The sequence below is a fragment of the Paenarthrobacter nitroguajacolicus genome, from assembly GCF_007786235.1.
GTDB classification, from domain to species: domain Bacteria; phylum Actinomycetota; class Actinomycetes; order Actinomycetales; family Micrococcaceae; genus Arthrobacter; species Arthrobacter nitroguajacolicus_A.
In genome coordinates this window covers 197,339-212,785 of the sequence record NZ_VNFK01000001.1, presented here as the reverse complement: position 1 = coordinate 212,785, position 15,447 = coordinate 197,339, and the positions used below count along the sequence as shown (strand labels likewise).

16 protein-coding genes are annotated in these 15,447 nt (G+C 63.0%); 10 read left to right on the top strand and 6 right to left on the bottom strand.

The window, feature by feature from the left end:
* The first annotated feature begins 39 nt into the window (after window positions 1-39).
* Window positions 40-1,296: an APC family permease gene (locus tag FQP90_RS00945; protein WP_144647789.1), complete on the top strand. Its 1,257-nt coding sequence runs from the start codon at window positions 40-42 to the stop codon at window positions 1,294-1,296.
* Here FQP90_RS00945 and FQP90_RS00940 read toward each other — a convergent pair.
* Entirely contained in the window at window positions 1,262-2,518 is a 1,257-nt protein-coding gene (locus FQP90_RS00940) for an MFS transporter (RefSeq protein ID WP_244296413.1), read from the bottom strand. The two genes, FQP90_RS00945 and FQP90_RS00940, sit on opposite strands and share 35 nt — an antisense overlap.
* A 355-nt stretch (window positions 2,519-2,873) precedes the next feature.
* Window positions 2,874-3,287 carry a hypothetical protein gene (locus FQP90_RS00935; RefSeq protein WP_144647785.1) on the bottom strand — a complete coding sequence of 138 codons (414 nt, stop codon included), beginning with the start codon at window positions 3,285-3,287 and terminating at the stop codon, window positions 2,874-2,876.
* 410 nt (window positions 3,288-3,697) lie between these two features.
* Between FQP90_RS00935 and FQP90_RS00930 the strand changes: the two genes are divergently transcribed.
* Entirely contained in the window at window positions 3,698-4,015 is a 318-nt protein-coding gene (locus FQP90_RS00930) for a hypothetical protein (protein WP_144647783.1), read from the top strand.
* Between the two features lie 17 nt (window positions 4,016-4,032).
* On the opposite strand, the gene FQP90_RS00925 is transcribed toward FQP90_RS00930, so the two are convergent.
* Both FQP90_RS00925 and FQP90_RS00920 read right to left on the bottom strand, forming a co-directional pair.
* Window positions 4,033-5,415 carry a UDP-glucose dehydrogenase family protein gene (locus FQP90_RS00925; RefSeq protein ID WP_144647781.1) on the bottom strand — a complete coding sequence of 461 codons (1,383 nt, stop codon included), beginning with the start codon at window positions 5,413-5,415 and terminating at the stop codon, window positions 4,033-4,035.
* Window positions 5,412-6,578 (bottom strand): glycosyltransferase family 4 protein, encoded by a 1,167-nt coding sequence (locus tag FQP90_RS00920; RefSeq protein WP_144647779.1) that lies wholly within the window; start codon window positions 6,576-6,578, stop codon window positions 5,412-5,414. The genes FQP90_RS00925 and FQP90_RS00920 overlap by 4 nt, the downstream gene beginning before the upstream one ends.
* A 158-nt stretch (window positions 6,579-6,736) precedes the next feature.
* Between FQP90_RS00920 and FQP90_RS00915 the strand changes: the two genes are divergently transcribed.
* Both FQP90_RS00915 and FQP90_RS00910 read left to right on the top strand, forming a co-directional pair.
* Window positions 6,737-8,632, top strand: a complete 1,896-nt coding sequence (locus FQP90_RS00915) for an FG-GAP-like repeat-containing protein (protein WP_144647778.1) — start codon at window positions 6,737-6,739, stop codon at window positions 8,630-8,632.
* 169 nt (window positions 8,633-8,801) lie between these two features.
* Window positions 8,802-9,407, top strand: a complete 606-nt coding sequence (locus FQP90_RS00910; RefSeq protein ID WP_144647776.1) for a DUF4352 domain-containing protein — start codon at window positions 8,802-8,804, stop codon at window positions 9,405-9,407.
* 109 nt (window positions 9,408-9,516) lie between these two features.
* Here the strand turns inward: FQP90_RS00910 and FQP90_RS00905 are convergent, their stop codons facing one another.
* Window positions 9,517-9,999, bottom strand: coding sequence for a MerR family transcriptional regulator (locus tag FQP90_RS00905; protein WP_306439352.1), 483 nt, complete (start codon window positions 9,997-9,999; stop codon window positions 9,517-9,519).
* Between the two features lie 140 nt (window positions 10,000-10,139).
* On the opposite strand from FQP90_RS00905, the gene FQP90_RS00900 reads away from it, so the two are divergent.
* From FQP90_RS00900 to FQP90_RS00880, 5 genes are all read left to right on the top strand, one after another.
* On the top strand, window positions 10,140-10,562 hold the full coding sequence (locus FQP90_RS00900) for an Hsp20/alpha crystallin family protein (protein WP_144647774.1): 423 nt from the start codon (window positions 10,140-10,142) through the stop codon (window positions 10,560-10,562).
* 226 nt (window positions 10,563-10,788) lie between these two features.
* The gene (locus tag FQP90_RS00895) at window positions 10,789-11,190 is read left to right on the top strand and encodes a J domain-containing protein (protein ID WP_144647772.1); all 402 of its coding nucleotides are present in this window, start codon (window positions 10,789-10,791) and stop codon (window positions 11,188-11,190) included.
* Window positions 11,187-11,564, top strand: coding sequence for a hypothetical protein (locus FQP90_RS00890; protein ID WP_144647769.1), 378 nt, complete (start codon window positions 11,187-11,189; stop codon window positions 11,562-11,564). Before FQP90_RS00895 ends, FQP90_RS00890 begins: the two co-directional genes overlap by 4 nt.
* A gap of 146 nt (window positions 11,565-11,710) precedes the next feature.
* Window positions 11,711-12,748 carry a VOC family protein gene (locus tag FQP90_RS00885; RefSeq protein ID WP_144647767.1) on the top strand — a complete coding sequence of 346 codons (1,038 nt, stop codon included), beginning with the start codon at window positions 11,711-11,713 and terminating at the stop codon, window positions 12,746-12,748.
* 301 nt (window positions 12,749-13,049) lie between these two features.
* On the top strand, window positions 13,050-14,381 hold the full coding sequence (locus FQP90_RS00880; protein WP_144647765.1) for a cell division protein PerM: 1,332 nt from the start codon (window positions 13,050-13,052) through the stop codon (window positions 14,379-14,381).
* 10 nt (window positions 14,382-14,391) lie between these two features.
* Here the strand turns inward: FQP90_RS00880 and FQP90_RS00875 are convergent, their stop codons facing one another.
* Window positions 14,392-14,841, bottom strand: a complete 450-nt coding sequence (locus FQP90_RS00875; protein WP_144647763.1) for a hypothetical protein — start codon at window positions 14,839-14,841, stop codon at window positions 14,392-14,394.
* 11 nt (window positions 14,842-14,852) lie between these two features.
* On the opposite strand from FQP90_RS00875, the gene purN reads away from it, so the two are divergent.
* Window positions 14,853-15,422 (top strand): phosphoribosylglycinamide formyltransferase, encoded by a 570-nt coding sequence (gene purN, locus FQP90_RS00870; protein ID WP_144647761.1) that lies wholly within the window; start codon window positions 14,853-14,855, stop codon window positions 15,420-15,422.
* Window positions 15,423-15,447 lie beyond the last annotated feature (25 nt).

Sequence of the window (15,447 nt, the reverse complement as noted above, 5' to 3'; positions counted from 1 at the left end):
GCGAACTATGAGCCCGGCCCCACAGCTTGAAGGGTTTCCGTGAGTAATTCCCCGGCTTTGGCCCGCAGGCTCGGCACCTTCGATGCCTCCCTTATTGGGCTCGGATCGATGATTGGTGCCGGAGTATTTGCAGCCTTCACGCCAGCCGCTGCCGCCGCGGGCTCGGGGCTGCTTGCCGGTCTTGTGGTGGCGGCCTTCGTGGCCTTCTGCAACGCGACCTCGTCTGCCCAGCTCGCGGCGGCGTACCCAACCTCTGGCGGGACCTATATATACGGTCGCGAAAGGCTCGGATCCTGGCCGGGATTCCTGGCTGGCTGGGGATTCGTCATCGGCAAGACCGCCAGCGCCGCAGCCATGGCCATGACGTTTGCCGCCTATGCCGCCCCGCAAGGCTGGGAGCGCCCGGTGGCGATTGCCGCCGTCGTAATTCTGACCGCTGTGAACTATCACGGGGTAACCCGAACAGCAGGGCTGACGCGCATCCTGGTCCTTGCCGTTCTGGCCGCCTTAGCTATTGCCATTGCAGCCACCTGGGGTGGGTCCGGTCCGGACTTCGGGAACATCGTGGGGGAGGGGCTGCTGGCCCACGGCTGGTACGGCATTCTGCAATCAGCCGGCTTGCTGTTCTTTGCATTCGCTGGCTATGCGCGGATCGCCACCATGGGCGAGGAAGTCCGCGAGCCGCGACGCACCATACCCAGAGCGATCAGCATCGCGCTGGGTATCACCATCATTATCTATGTGGTGATCGCAGTGACCCTGCTGGCCGTTCTGGGCCCCGCGGGGGTGGCGGACAGTCCGACTCCACTTGCCGACGCTGTGAGTGCAGGTTCACTGGCATGGGCCGCGCCAGTGGTTCGCATCGGTGCCGCCGTGGCATCTTTGGGGGCGCTGTTGGCGCTCATTGCAGGGCTGGGAAGGACCAGCCTGGCGATGGCCCGCGAACACGACCTGCCGCATTGGCTCGCTGCGGTGCACCCCAAATACAAGGTCCCACACCACGCTGAACTCACGCTCGGTGTGCTGATCTGCCTGGTCATCGCCGTGGCTGACCTCCGGGGAGCAATTGGCTTCTCGTCGTTCGGTGTACTGCTCTACTACCTGGTGGCCAACATCGCGGCCTTCACTCAACCCGCTGAGGACCGCCGGTATCCCAAGTTCCTGCAGGTGGCAGGTGCGGCTGCGTGCGTGGCGCTCGTCGCGACGCTGCCGCCGCTCTCTGTGGGGCTGGGTGTGTTGATGTTTGCAGTGGGCGGCGTCTTCAGGCTGCTCCGGCTCCGGATGCGCCAGGCTTAGCCAAACGAATCGGCAAGAAACGTCGAATCGCTACGGCCGAAACAACGGCGACCACAGCTGTGGTTAGCCACGGTGACGCTGCCGCCGTCGCCGGTTGGTCCGCCAGTTCGTAAAGCGGTCCCATGAGCGTGTTGCCTACCAACACCATCACGCCACCGCAGCTGGCCAGGAGGCCGTAATACGCGCCGGTTGGCCGCGTGCCAGCGAAGTCCAAGACCAGCCGCATGGCAGTGGGAGTGGCGCACATGTTCCCCAAGCAAAGGCCCGTCACCAGGGCGAGGGACGGCAGCGCTTCAAAGTGCTGGATGGGCGGCAGGGTGGCCAGCACGGCGACGGACGCGAAAGCTGCTGCCTTGAGACTGAGTCCCAAGGTGAGGGCATTGCGCTCGCCAAACCTGCGCATGAGCCGCGCAATGGGCCACTGAAGACTGACGGTCAACAAGGAGGCATAGGCGAACACGAAACCCAGCACACCGGCGTCGAGGCCACTGCGTCGAAGTTCTACAGGAAGGCCGAAATACAACTGGTTGTGGGCCAAGAGACTGACGCTAAAGAAGCAGGCGAAAGCGACGAAGCGCTTGTCCCTCAGGCAGGCCAAGAGCTGATGGTTCTGATCCTCGGCGCCGGGGGCAGCGTGACGGCTCCCGGCTGCCCGAGGTAGGAATCGCCAGAAGACGATGGCCATTGCCGCGAAGATGCAGGAGGCGACGTAGAGGGACACATCGAAACCGAATCCCAGCAGCAGGCTGCCTAAGAGGGGACCGGCCACTGCACCGAATTCACCAACGATCACCAACCAGGCGAAGAGGGTTGGCCGGTGTGGATTCGCTGCTGGTTCCCGCTTGGCTTCCGCGGAGGCAACCAAGCTCTCCAGCGCCGGAGAAAACAAGGCACCGCCAACACCTGTAACAATCGCGCCCGCTAGGAAAAGAGCGAAGTTATCGGCGGCCGCGAGAAGCAGGTAACCGGACACACGAACAAGGCAACCGGCCACCATCGTGTAGCGGGCACCCCAACGATCAGCTATAGCGCCCCCTGCAAGGAACATCCCTTGCTGGGCAAACGTCCTGGCCCCCAAGACGAAGCCGATGGCCACCGCGCTCATGGCGAAGTCATTGGACATCGTGAGGGCGATGAAGGGCACCACTGAGTAGAAGCCGATGTTGAAGATGAGCTGGCTGGAAAGCAGGAGCCGCGCATTCGGCGCGGGGTGGGAAGGCATCCCCTCAGAAGTGACAGGTGTTCCCATGGAGCTTTTCGCGGAGTTCATGACCGGCTTTCATAGAGACATGCTCGGTCGAGATTATCAATAATCGTTCTCGTTAACCCGCGTGACGGCGCAATGGTAAGGCTGGGCACGACTCCACCTGGGGGTAGTTCGGTGGAGCCGTGCCGTAGTGCCTCCTACGCCTGGAGCGGGCGGGGCTCCCGCCGGACACCGGGATACCCGCTCCGGAGGCACATAAGGAGACTATGGTCGGTTTTCGGTCTCTAGGTGGCAGAAGGCTGCGCCTAGGTGGTGAATTCACCACAAATAGGGGCGGCCGGAATCAAAATAGGTGGTGGTTCGGAGGCACCTAGGTGTTCGCGCGGCGTCGAGCATTTTTACGTTCCACCGACTCCATGTAGGCGACGATGCTGGCAACGGTAAGTGCCAGGGAGCAGATGACGGCCAGCAGCGTAGGGGTTTCCTGAAACGGAACCACCAAGAGCGGACTGAGCATCATGGCATTGCCGAAACCCGACGCCGCAAACACAGCCGCTTTGAGAAGCAAACACCTGAGGGGATCTGCGATCAGCACAGCGACAGGTGCCACCACACCGAGGCTTATCGTCAGAACGACGGCGGTGGTCCTTAGGTCCGTAGGGTCAAGGACCACCAGACCTTGGGGTGGCGGCGCCGTTCCAAGGAGGGTGGCGGACACCGCCGAACAAACGGCTACTATGCAGGTGATGATCCGAAGGGCCGTTGGGTAGAAATGCGTGATCACTGGCAAGTCCTTGTCTTAGGTGGTTACCCCCTCCATAGAGGTAGTAGTCCGAACCGAGGACCTATGACGCCGAGCCTTCCACGCGCTTGAATTACATCTCGTGCCGTCATTCGGATCAAGAGTCAGATAACCTGACATCACCCGCAACATCACGCACATCATGGGGAACAATGAACGACCAGAACCTGCCGTCCGCGCCACCGCCGTACCCCTCCCAGCCTCCCCAAGCTCCGCCATACGGTGCAGCCCCTAGTGGGCATCCGCCCTATCAGCAGGGATACGCACAGGTTCATCCCACGTACGGTCAGCCACCCTACCAACAGCCGCTTCAGGGGCAGCCCGCCTACGGGTACAACAGCTACCCAGCCCAGCCGTTCAGACAGAGCGGCCCGCAGTCCTCTGGGTACCGAGTGGCGTCGGGCATCTTGGGCATCGTCTTGGGTGTTTGGCTCTTCTTCTCGTTCCTTGTGGGAGTCTCACTGCAACAACAAGCCGTGCTGCTTCTGACGTTGCTCGCGTGCCTCGGATCGATTGCTGCGGGGATCGTCGTTCTGGTCAAGCACCGGCAACGGGGCCGGGCTGAATCTATCGTTCTCATCTGCGTGGCCGGGGTTGCGTTGCTTTTCTCGTTCGGAACCTTCGCTCAGTTCCTGTTCACCTTGATGTTGAGCACGCCCATCTTCATAGTGATGGGCATCGGGCTGGCACGAGAGTCAAAGGGTTACTAACGCGGCGCCATCGTCCTTTAGGCCCGTGCGTGCTTCTTCCCTGCAACACGCACCGCCGCGTCGCCCTCGCCAGTCACGGAAGCCCCGGTCCCCAACCCGCGGACCGTCCACCCCGCACTCCGCCAGGCCTCAGCGTCCAGGACGTTGCGTGCGTCCAGCACCATCCGGCGTCGTACCAGCGCTCCAACTTCAGAAGGCGACAAAGCAACGTACTCGTCCCACTCCGTCAGCAAAAGCACCAGCTCCGCCCCTTCGAGCGCGCGTTTGGTGGAGGCTTCGAAGCGGATCTGGGGGTAGCGGATCCAGGCGTTGTTGATGGCTTTGGGGTCGGTGACGGTGACGTGGGCGCCCGCGGCGGCGAGTTGCTGGGCGACGTCCAGGGCGGGGGAGTCGCGGATGTCGTCAGTATCGGGCTTGAACGCTGCGCCGAGGATGGTCACCGTGCGGCCGGACAGGAAACCGCGGCACATTTCGCGGGCCACCTCCACGGCGCGGGAGCGCTGGTCCAGGTTCACTGAATCAACCAGGGCCATCCACTCATCCACGGACGGGACGGACAGTTCGCGGGCCTGCGCCCGGAACGACCGGATGTCCTTGGGCAGGCAGCCGCCGCCGAAGCCGAGTCCGGCGTGCAGGTACCGGTTGCCGATGCGCGGATCCAGGCCCATCGCCTCGCTGAGCTCGCTCACGTCGGCGCCCGACGCGTCGCACAGCTCGGCCATCGCGTTGATGAAGCTGACTTTTGTTGCCAGGAACGCGTTCGACGCCGACTTGATGAGTTCCGCCGTCGCGAAGTTGCAGACCAGGCGCGGAATGCCGGCGCAGATCAGCGGCTCGTACACGGCGTCGAGAACAGCAGTGACAGGAGCACCGGCTGCGGCGCCCTTGCCACCCGGGACGCCGTAAACCAGCCGGTCGGGCACCAGAGAATCCTTCACGGCCGTGCCCTGGCGCAGGAACTCGGGGTTCCAGCCGAGCAGCACGTCCGAGCGTCGGGCCAGGACAGCGCGGAGCGTCTCCACCGTACCTACCGGCACCGTGGATTTACCGACGACGGCGGCGCCCTTGGCCAGGTGCGGCAGGAGGGATTTCGTGGCGCCCATCAAGTAGGAGAGATCGGCCGTGTCAGAGGTCTTGGACTGCGGGGTACCCACGCAGAGGAAATGCACCTGCGCATCTGCCGCCTGGGAGAAGTCCGTAGTGAAGACCAACCGGCCCGTGGTGCGGCCGTCCTTGAGGAGCTCATCCAAACCGGGTTCGTGGAAGGGTGCCATCGCCTTGTTGAGCTGTTCAACCTTGGAGGAATCGACGTCTATACCCACCACAGTGTGGCCCATGGACGCGAGCGTTGCAGCATGAACTGCGCCGAGGTAGCCGCAGCCGATCACGGAGATCTTCATGAGAATGGTCCTTTGCTTGAGGTGAGTTCGGTGGGGCCGGTTCCTTCAGGCACACCGGAGATGACTTCGGCGTAGTGGCGGACCAGGTCGGCGCTGAGCACAGGCCACGTCCGTCCCTGGACCGAAGCGGTTGCTGCCGCCGCGAACGCGCGGCGCTTGGCGTCGTCGCCCATCAGGTCCTGCACGTATTCACGGAGTTGGGCGAGGTTCCCGGGCTCGTACAGCCAGCCGGTTCGTGAGTTCTCCACGAGGTCCAGGGGGCCGCCGCGTCCAGTAGCCACCACGGGAACGCCCGATGCCATGGCTTCCTGGATGGTTTGGCAGAAGGTCTCGAACTCGCCGGGATGGACGAAGAGGTCAAAGGAAGCAACGGCCTCAGCCAGCGCATCGCCGCCGAGGAAGCCGGCAAAATGGGCCTCCGGCAGCTGCGCCTCAAGGGCCCCGCGCTGCGGGCCATCGCCCACAATTACCAGCTTCGTGTTGGGCAGATCAGCGAGCACAGCGAGGTCCTCAACCTGCTTCTCCACGGCGAGCCGGCCGACGTAGCCGATGATCCGGTGACCGTCGGGCGCTACAGAGCTGCGCCACGCCGTCGAACGTTTTGCGGGGTTGAAGCGCGCGGTATCCACACCGCGACGCCACATGTCCACGCGCAGGATGCCGCGTCCGCGCAACTGGTTCAGCGCGAACGTGGACGGCACAAGGGTTCGGGTGGCCAGGAGGTGGATGTTGTCCACGCGGTTCCAGGCCCAGTTCTCCAGGAATGGCACGCCATAGCGGGCGGCGTAGCTGGGGACTTCGGTTTGGTAGATCGCCACGGTCGGGATGCCGAGTTGATGGGCGGCCTGCACGGCGCGCCAGCCGAGGACGAACGGGGAAGCGAGGTGCACCACGTCGGGCGAAAAATCGGCAAGGATTCGCTTGACCCGATTCACACCGCCCAACGCCACCCGCACATTCGTGTAACCGGCCAGCGGCACCGAGGGAAGCCGGTGCACATATGCACCCTTCTCGACGCTCGAAACATCAGTGTCCGACGTCGACGGCGCGATCACCATCACCTCATCCCCGCGCTCCTGCAGATGCTCCAGCACCCGCAGTATCGAGTGGGTTACCCCATTCATCAATGGCAGGAATGATTCGGCGACGATTGCGATCCTCACGCCTTCAACGGTGGTCGGGGCGGTTGGCTTTGCGGGTTCGAACGGGTGGCCTGTGGAGGAAGAGTTGGTTAACAGGTGGGGCATAAATTTGTCCGAGCCCACGCGTAGACTTCCTTTATCCGACGCGCTGGGCGTCTAAAGTTCTGGGGGTTTCAAAAATGGGTGCTGTTGTTGATGTTTCGCGCGCGCTTGGGGGAGTAGACGTACGACGACGGCGCCGGGCAGCGGCGCGATCAGTCGCCGTCGGCTTGGGCCTGGCACTGTTGCTGGGAACCGTTGGTTCCCCCGCGTCTCCCGCAATAGCGGACGCTGTGACGGATTTCGTTCCCGTCGGCGAACGGCCGGGATCAATCGCCGTTAACCCGGTGACGAACAAGGCCTATGTGGCCACCTTCGAAGGCGTGTCCGTGATCAACGGTGTGACCGCTTCAGGCACCCTGAACGTCGGCGATATGCCCTGGGACGTTGACGTCAACAGCGTCACCAACAAAATCTACGCAAGCCAGATCGGCGGGACCGTCGCCGTGGTGGACGGGGTCACGGAGACCACGACGGCGACAGTTACCGTTGGCGCTGATCCGTACACCGTGACGGTCAACGAAACGACCAACAAAATCTATGTAGGCGTCAAGGGCGGCGTCACCATTATTGACGGTTCCACCCTCGCCACCTCGTTCGTGCCGCTCGCCGGCGGTGCGCAGGACATCGTGGTGAATCCTGCGACTGGCAAGGCCTACGTATTGTCCAACGGAACCATCAAGGTCATTGGGGCGAGTGGGACCGTAACAGGAAGCATCGCTCCTGGCGGGACTCCCATCCTCGCGCTGGCAGTGAACACCGTGACCAACAAGGTTTACGCTTCGACGCTCGCCAACCCGGCGGCCACCCTGCTGGTGATTGACGGCGCAAGCGACACGATCACAGCAACCCTCCCGTCCTCCACCAAGCTGGGGATCGTCGCCGTCAACACTGCCACCAACCGGATTTACGTGGCTGTGGACGGCGCGTCCGTCGACGGCGGCGTGAAAGTCTTCGACGGTGCAACCCAGACCGAAACCACCATGATCAACGCGACCTCCCGTGTCAACGAAGTCGTGGTGAATTCCACGAACAACAAGATTTACGCTGCTTCCTACGGAGGCGGAACCACCGTTATCGATGGACGGGATAACAGCAGCTACGTCGTCTACACGGGGAACCAGCCTGTTGCTGCCGCCGTCGACACCACCACGGACAGGGTTTACGTGGTCAGTTACGCACGGACCTCCGTGGGTGTCATCGACGCACGGGTGGAACAGCCAGTCAAGAACGACTTCAACGGTGATGGCTTTGCTGACGTCCTGGCTCGGGAATCCTCGGGCGTGCTGTGGCTTTACCCGGGCAACGGTTCAGGCGGTTGGCTGTCCCGGGTCCAGGTTGGTCAGGGTTGGAATGTCATGAATGCACTGGTCGCTCCCGGTGACTTCAACGGTGACGGTAACGCCGATGTCCTTGCCCGTGATGGCGGTGGGCTGCTGTGGCTTTACCCGGGCAACGGTTCAGGTGGTTGGCAGCCGCGTGTTCAGGTTGGTAGCGGCTGGGCCGGCATGACCGCGATTGAATCGATCGGCGACTTCAATGGAGACTCCTTCGTTGACGTTGCGGCCAGGACCGCCTCGGGCGTGTTGTGGATTTACCGCGGCAACGGCTCCGGTGGTTGGCTGTCACCTATCTGGGTGGGGACTGGTTGGAACGGCATGACCGAGATCACCGGCGTGGGCGATTTCAACAGCGACGGCACCCCCGACCTCACTGCCCGCGACTCTTCCGGTGTGCTGTGGCTCTACCCCGGCAACGGGTCCGGCGGCTGGCTCCAGCAGCGCGCGATCGGCCAGGGCTGGAACGTCATGAACTCGCTGGTTGGTCCCGGTGACTTCAACGGCGACGGACGTGCAGACATCCTCGCTCGGAACTCCGCTGGCGAGCTGTGGCTGTACGCGGGCAGCGGCGGAGCAGCGTGGCCTACGGGATCCCGTATCGGCACGGGATGGAACGGGATGACGGCGATTCTCTAAGGTGCGCATGCCACCGATGCATCTTTGCGGCGGCGCCCGGGGTGGGCGCCGCCGCATTCGCGCGGTCTGTCATTCGCCCCTCGTACGACGTGAGATTATCTAGGCATCATTCGCATCATTCGCATCATGCACTAAATGGGGTTCTCCAAAAATGAATACAAAAAGATTGATGTCAGCCCTTGCTGTGATCACCGCGCTGGGGCTGAGCCTTTCCGCGTGCGCCGCAGCAAGCCCCAGTCCGGCGGCCACTGTTTCAGTGGAACCTCTAACGCCCAACACGCCCAGCCCGACGGCCTCGACTGCCAAGTCCCCGCGAGGCAACTTCGTCAAAGAAGTCGGAAGCTCGGCCGGCATTACCAACAAAGACTCAGATCGCATCGTAACTTTCACCGTAAACTCACTTACTCCGGATGCTCCCTGTACTGGGCCATACCCCCAGCCTGTGGTGAATGGGCACGTCGTAATCCTGGATGTTTCCATTGAGACTTTCCCGGAGTTGGCAGACCCTAACGGCGGCTACTCAGAGTTCGACATGAACGCTGGGATGTTCAAGTTCGTCGGCACCAACGGGACCACCTTCAACGGGGATCTCAACACCCAGGGCGCGTACATGTGCTTGGCTGACGAAGAAAGTATCAGCCATAACGGGCGGGGAATAGGTCCTGCAGAAAAGGTAACCGGCAAGATTGCGCTGGACGTGCCCGAGCCCCATGGAACGCTGATCTTTAGGAGTCACCTCACGTCCGGTAGCACCGGTTGGGAATGGACCTTCTAGCAATGAGCGCGGATGGTTTCTGCTGGGAGTCGTTGATGCTGTGACGAGGTAGAACGTGCAATTTCCCGAATACTAAAGCGTGGCTACTCCTCAGGGAGTGGCCACGTTTTTAGTCCATGTTCCTATTCTGTGGCGCCTTCTGTGGCGCCGGAGTTACTCGGTCTCGGCCACCCCGCGCCCGCTTCAGATCCTTCCGCAGCCCACGATTGTCTTCCCGCAGCCCTTCGTTGTCCTCAGCCAACCCACGGTTGTCCTCGCTTAAGCCCCGGTTCTCCGCTTCCAACTCCAGCACCAGCTTCACTCCGGCCAGGTTCAACCCCTCGTCCAGCAACACCCCGATCCTCCGCAAAGTCGCCAGGTTCCGTTCGCTGTAACGGCGGGTTCCGCCGTCGGTCCTCTCGGGAGTGAGCAGCCCTTTCCGCTCGTACAGCCGAAGGTTCTGCTGGCCGGTGCCCACGAGCTCGGCAGCAACCGAAATCGCATAGACACCCAACCCCTCCCGCTCGACAGCCGACGCAGAGCCGCCGTCGCTCGCTGAGGCGCCCTGTTCGCCGTCGTACTCCCCAGCAACAGGGCTCCGTGAACCCGCCATCAAGAACCTCCAAAAATCTTCGAAAACCTACTTGCACCACTCTCTCGCCAGTGCTATAAAAAAATCTATACCAGCCACCACAGATCAGGAAGGCTGGGACAACAACAAATCAGCATCAAGACCAGAGGAGTGAGAACACAATGCTGATGCGCACTGACCCGTTCCGCGAATTCGACAGGCTCGCCCAACAGGTTTTTGGCACAACAGCACGCCCTGCCGGCATGCCCATGGATGCTTGGCAGGAGGGCGAGGAGTTTGTCGTCGCTTTTGATCTGCCCGGTGTGAATCCTGAGACCGTTGACCTTGATGTCGAGCGCAACGTCCTCACGGTGAAGGCAGAGCGCAAGTCGCCCGCTGGCGAGAACACTGAGTTGATCGCCGCCGAACGACCCCAAGGCGTCTTCAGCCGGCAACTGATCCTTGGTGACACCTTGGACACCGAGGGCGTCAAGGCCAGCTACGACGCGGGCGTGCTGACGCTCCGCATCCCCGTCGCCGAGAAGGCAAAGCCACGGCGCATCGAGATCACGTCCAACGGACAACGGCAGGAAATCAACGCATAAACCGTCCGCTCCGCTGGAGGGTCCGCCCGGGGGTGGCCCACCAGCGGAGCGCCGGACCGGGAGCCTCCGATCGGCCGCAGCATCGGAAAGAGGGCGCAGGCTTCGTGCCACGCCACAGCGCTTGTCGCGCAGAGGAATAAGCGGTCCCTGACGTCGTCTCCCGATCGATGGCCCTCGGCTCACGCCGGGGGCCATCCCCAATCCACGGCACCCCAACGGACCAGCAGTGAACAGCCAACCTGACTACTACGCCACCCTCCATGTGCCGCCCGACGCGACAGCCCGCGACATCGCCCGCGCTTATCGCCGCTTGCTGCGGACACGTCACCCTGACACGCGTCAAACGGTGGACGGCGACACCACTGGTGCGTACGACGCCCAGGAACTGCACGCCATCATGCAGGCGTACGTCGTTTTGTCGGACCCAGGAAAGCGGGCGGCTTACGATCGTGCGCGCTCTGGCTTGCCTGCCCTTGCGCCGGGAACGCCGGTGAAGGTCCGTGTCCACGGCCACGAACCGGGCGCCGACAAGCAGGCAGCCACCGGGAAGCAAGCGCCGATTTCGTTCGGGCCACCCCGCTGGGAACCATCACCCGGAACCCTCAGAAACCCAAGGAGTCATTCATGAGTGCCTGGCGTCCATACGACGGCCACATCATCCCCGCCTTCTACGAACGGTTTGAGAAACGCTGGGGTAGGGGGACGGCCCCCTTCCTGGACCCCGAAGTCCACGAACAGCCCATGCCGCGGGCGCAGTGGATCAACCCGGACACGGGGGCGGCAGTCGCCGTCGTCCCCATCTGGACCGACGACCCCGAACACCGTTCCTTCGGAGTCTTCTACCTTCCGCCCGCAGGAGACATTTGGATGCTCCGGCCCGGCCCCACCGCATTCCTGGAACCCGGCGAGGGAGCCAGCAAGCAACAGGTGACGCTCCGCAACGACGCCTTCCGGAAGGCCGTTGACCACGCCAAGGAGTTCATCTACGGGCCGCAGCCCTGAGGGACGTCCTTGAGGGGTGGGGCCTCGAGTGGAGGAGTGCCCCAGAGTCCCGATATCCCGACGTCGGCGAGGTAAATCGCGGACCAATCCTGACCTCGAACGGTCATAGGCTGAAGCCACTGAACCCCGAGGAAGAGGACACAGCCATGACCGCGGCAAACCCGAGTATCAGCACCGTCCCTACCGGCTACTCCAGCGTCAGTCCCTGGCTCATCACACGTGACACCAACGCCCTCTTCGAGTTCATCACCGCAGCATTCGGCGCAGAGGAGATCGACCGCGTCGTCGGGGAGGACGGCACCATCGGGCACGCGGAGGCGCGGATCGGCGACTCGGTAGTCCTCGCTTTCGACAGCCGACCGCACTGGCCTGCAACGCCGTCGTACCTCCGCCTGTACACGCACGACGCCGATGCCGCCTTCAACGCCGCCCTCACCGCGGGTGCCACGGTGGTTTCGGTCCTGGACAACAGTGCCTGGGGCGATCGCGGTGCCAGGATTCAGGACCCGTTGGGGAACGTCTGGTGGATCATGTCGCATATGGAGGACGTCTCCGACGACGAAGCCGCCAACCGTTGGCAAGCACCGGAGTACGCGGCGGGGATGGCGTATGCCATCGACTCGCTTCACCGGCACATGACTGGCCAAGAGGACGCGCCTGTCCCGGGCGAAGTCAAGGCCATGGCCCCGCCGCTACGTGCTGAAGGAGTCAGTGCCGTGCCCGTCGGCTATCGTTCCGTTGAACCGTGGATCATTACGCCCAGCACGCCTGAACTCCTTGAGTTCATCGCCGCCGCGTTCGGCGCCCAGGAAGCGTTCCGAGTGCCCATGGAAGACGGGTCCATCGGCCACGCGGAGGCGAAGATCGGCGATTCCAACGTCCTCGCCTTCGACTCCCGCCCGGACTGGCCTCCGACTCCGGCGTTCCTTCGCGTCTACGTCGACGACGGCGATGCCGCCTTCGCTGCTGCGCTCGCCGCCGGTGCCACGGCAGTGACGAACATGACGGAGATGTTCTGGGGCGAACGGGTGGGCAGGGTCCGGGATCCCTTGGGGAACCTTTGGTGGATCCACTGCCGGGAGGCTGAGCTCACCGAGCAGGAAGCCTACGCTCGGGCGGGTGATCCGAAGTTCGTGGAGGCCATGGAGTACGTGTCGGGCGTCGACTTCTTCGCGAGGGGTTAGCCCCGGAAAGCAAAAAGAAGGCTGGTGCAGCCTAAGGAGAGAATCCCAAGGCGGCTGCACCAGCTGCTAGTACGACTTTCTGCTATGAGTTGTGACACCTATCCATTGGCCGCTCCTAGTTCCCGGCTTCGATTGTTTCCGGGCCTTGCAATGTCAGCTGGGGGCGATCATGGCGTTCTGCATCCGCCCCGTGAGAACACCTCCAATCTTACGGCGACCCAAGGGAAAAAGCGCATGGATTCGCGGTATTTCAGGGGCGCCTGCCGGGGGAGTGGGGCCCACCGTGGCACGATAGATCACGATGAAACTGCGCGCTGATCAGACCGGAAACCGTGGCCTCCCCATGCCCCTTTGGCTGCAGGGCGGTTTGGAAGCGGCGCAGGCAGCCTTCATTTCAGCCATCGTTGTGGTGTTGCCGCTGGTGGGAGTGTGGGCCACGGACGGTTTCCAGGACCGGAACGTGGACTCCCTGGCTCGCCTTGCCGGTCAGGCTTGGTTGCTGATTCACGGCGTCCCGTTGGAACTCGCCCAGGTCAACCTTGGTACGGCTGCCCAGCCGGGCTCGGGCCTGCTGTCCCTGATTCCGTTGGGCCTGACTCTCATCCCGTTCATGTTGGCGTGGCGGGCCGGCCGTCGACTCGCCCGCGCCTCCTATACGGACCAGCTCTGGCAGGCCTTCCTCGGCGCCTTCGTTGTGTACGCCGCGTTCGGCGCAGCCACGGGCTTCGTGTGCCGCACCTCTGAAGTCGTCATTAATCTCTGGTTGGCCATGACCATCCCCCTGATCTCCTTCGGCCTGGGCATGATCGTCGGTGCACGGCGCGAAGCGGGCTCCTGGAGCCGACTGATCGGCGTCGACGCCGTAGCCTGGCTCTCAAAGACCAGCCAACACTCCCGCTGGGCAGGCTCCTACGTTGGCTCGGCGTTGAAAGCCGGCTTTGTGGCCGCGGTGGCAGCTGTTTGCCTGGCCGCAGTGCTGCTGGCAGTGACCATCGTGTGGCATTGGACGGACATCATCGCTGTCTACGAAGGAATCCAGGCGGGCGCTCTGGGCGGTGCAGTGCTCACTATCGCCCAGCTCGGTTTCCTGCCGAACCTGGTTGTTTTCGCGTTGGCGTGGTCCTCCGGGGCGGGCTTCTCGCTCGGCGTCGGATCGACCGCTGGACCGCTTGGTACCGCAGTAGGACCACTCCCGGCAGTTCCCATTCTGGGCAGCCTTCCCGCCGGGCAGCTCGAGTTCGGTGCCATGGCCCTGGCGCTCCCCGTCGTCGCCGGCATCCTTGCGGGCTGGTGGTTCCTGCGAGAAGGAGAGAACCACTTTGACGAGTGGCTCTCCATCAAGATCAAAGCCCGCTGGTTCACCGCCACCGTTTCCACCCTGTTCCTGGGCGCGTTCATCGGCATCGTCGCGGGCCTCCTGGGTGGTGCGTTGGCCTGGATCGCACGCGGTTCGGCCGGTATTGGACGGCTCACGGAAATCGGACCCCACCCGCTGTGGACGGCAGTCTGGCTGGCCGCGGAGGTGGGTATCGGCGTCGTGATTGGCTACGCAGTGGGGCCGTGGCTGGAACGCCGCCAGAAGCTCCGCGAGGCGAACCTCGACGAAGTAGCGTACGACGACGAACACGCCTGAGCGGGTCCGGCTACCGCAGCGGACCAGGCATCGAGTTCTCAAGCTGCGTAAGGCACTGTGTCTTGGCGGATTCCGTCAGAGCGCCCCGCGAGCAGTCCTGGTAGGTGCTGACCTGTTTGAAGAAGAGTACGGACGTCAGGATGAGCAGGCACATTATCGCCGTGACCACCAGGCCGGAGATCGTCCCGAACAACATCAGCCGCGGGTGCTTGTACTTCAGCGTCCGCACCAGAACCACGATTCCCAACACCAAACCGGCAAGCGTCAGGATGGCGCTCAACCACACATAGTTCACGTTCAGGGAGAAGACGAAGAACGCGCCCAAAGCCGTCAAGAGGAAGGCACGGAACAGGATTTGGGTCACGCCAAGGGCGGACTTTTCGGCCTCGGAGCGGGGTTGCTGGCTCGGCTGGGGACCGACGTCGGGATTCATGTTTTCCAGCCTACGCGAGCCGCCCATAAGCTAGTGCAATGCGCATTGTTGTCCTCGTCTCCGGTACCGGTTCCAATCTTCAGGCAGTCATCGACGCCGTGAAGTCGGGTGAGCTGGATGTCGAGATCGCCGCTGTGGGCGCAGACCGTCCCGATACCTATGGCGTGGAGCGCTCTGATGAGGCAGGGATCGAAACCTTCGTGGTCAACTTCAACTCGTTCGAAACCCGCGCGGAGTGGGATTCTGCTTTGCGGGACAAGGTCTTGTCCTACAAGCCGGACGTGGTGGTTTCCTCCGGTTTCATGAGGATCGTCAGCGAGGACTTCATCAACGCTTTCGACGGCAAATACGTCAACACCCACCCTGCGTTGCTCCCGTCCTTCCCGGGCGCCCACGGGGTCCGCGACGCCATGGCGTACGGGGTGAAGGTCACGGGATGCACCGTTCACTGGGCGGACGCTGGGGTGGACACGGGACCCATCATCGCGCAGGAAGCCGTGGCCGTTCTGCCCAACGACTCCGAGGAATCCCTCCACGAACGCATCAAGGTAGTGGAGCGCCGCCTGCTGGTCCAAACCCTCGCAGACCTCGCCGCCGCACCCAAGTAGCTCGCATTTGTGGTTGTTCCCAGGG

What these genes read in the sequence shown, in the direction of transcription:
- FQP90_RS00905 (WP_306439352.1), bottom strand. Translation starts at nt 9,999, where the DNA reads ATGGCGGGTTCACGGAGCCCTGTTGCTGGGGAGTACGACGGCGAACAG.
- FQP90_RS00875 (WP_144647763.1), bottom strand. Translation starts at nt 14,841, where the DNA reads ATGGGCGGCTCGCGTAGGCTGGAAAACATGAATCCCGACGTCGGTCCC.
- FQP90_RS00940 (WP_244296413.1), bottom strand. Translation starts at nt 2,518, where the DNA reads ATGCCTTCCCACCCCGCGCCGAATGCGCGGCTCCTGCTTTCCAGCCAG.
- FQP90_RS00890 (WP_144647769.1), top strand. Translation starts at nt 11,187, where the DNA reads ATGAGTGCCTGGCGTCCATACGACGGCCACATCATCCCCGCCTTCTAC.
- FQP90_RS00900 (WP_144647774.1), top strand. Translation starts at nt 10,140, where the DNA reads ATGCTGATGCGCACTGACCCGTTCCGCGAATTCGACAGGCTCGCCCAA.
- FQP90_RS00880 (WP_144647765.1), top strand. Translation starts at nt 13,050, where the DNA reads ATGAAACTGCGCGCTGATCAGACCGGAAACCGTGGCCTCCCCATGCCC.
- FQP90_RS00915 (WP_144647778.1), top strand. Translation starts at nt 6,737, where the DNA reads ATGGGTGCTGTTGTTGATGTTTCGCGCGCGCTTGGGGGAGTAGACGTA.
- FQP90_RS00885 (WP_144647767.1), top strand. Translation starts at nt 11,711, where the DNA reads ATGACCGCGGCAAACCCGAGTATCAGCACCGTCCCTACCGGCTACTCC.
- purN (WP_144647761.1), top strand. Translation starts at nt 14,853, where the DNA reads ATGCGCATTGTTGTCCTCGTCTCCGGTACCGGTTCCAATCTTCAGGCA.
- FQP90_RS00925 (WP_144647781.1), bottom strand. Translation starts at nt 5,415, where the DNA reads ATGAAGATCTCCGTGATCGGCTGCGGCTACCTCGGCGCAGTTCATGCT.
- FQP90_RS00910 (WP_144647776.1), top strand. Translation starts at nt 8,802, where the DNA reads ATGTCAGCCCTTGCTGTGATCACCGCGCTGGGGCTGAGCCTTTCCGCG.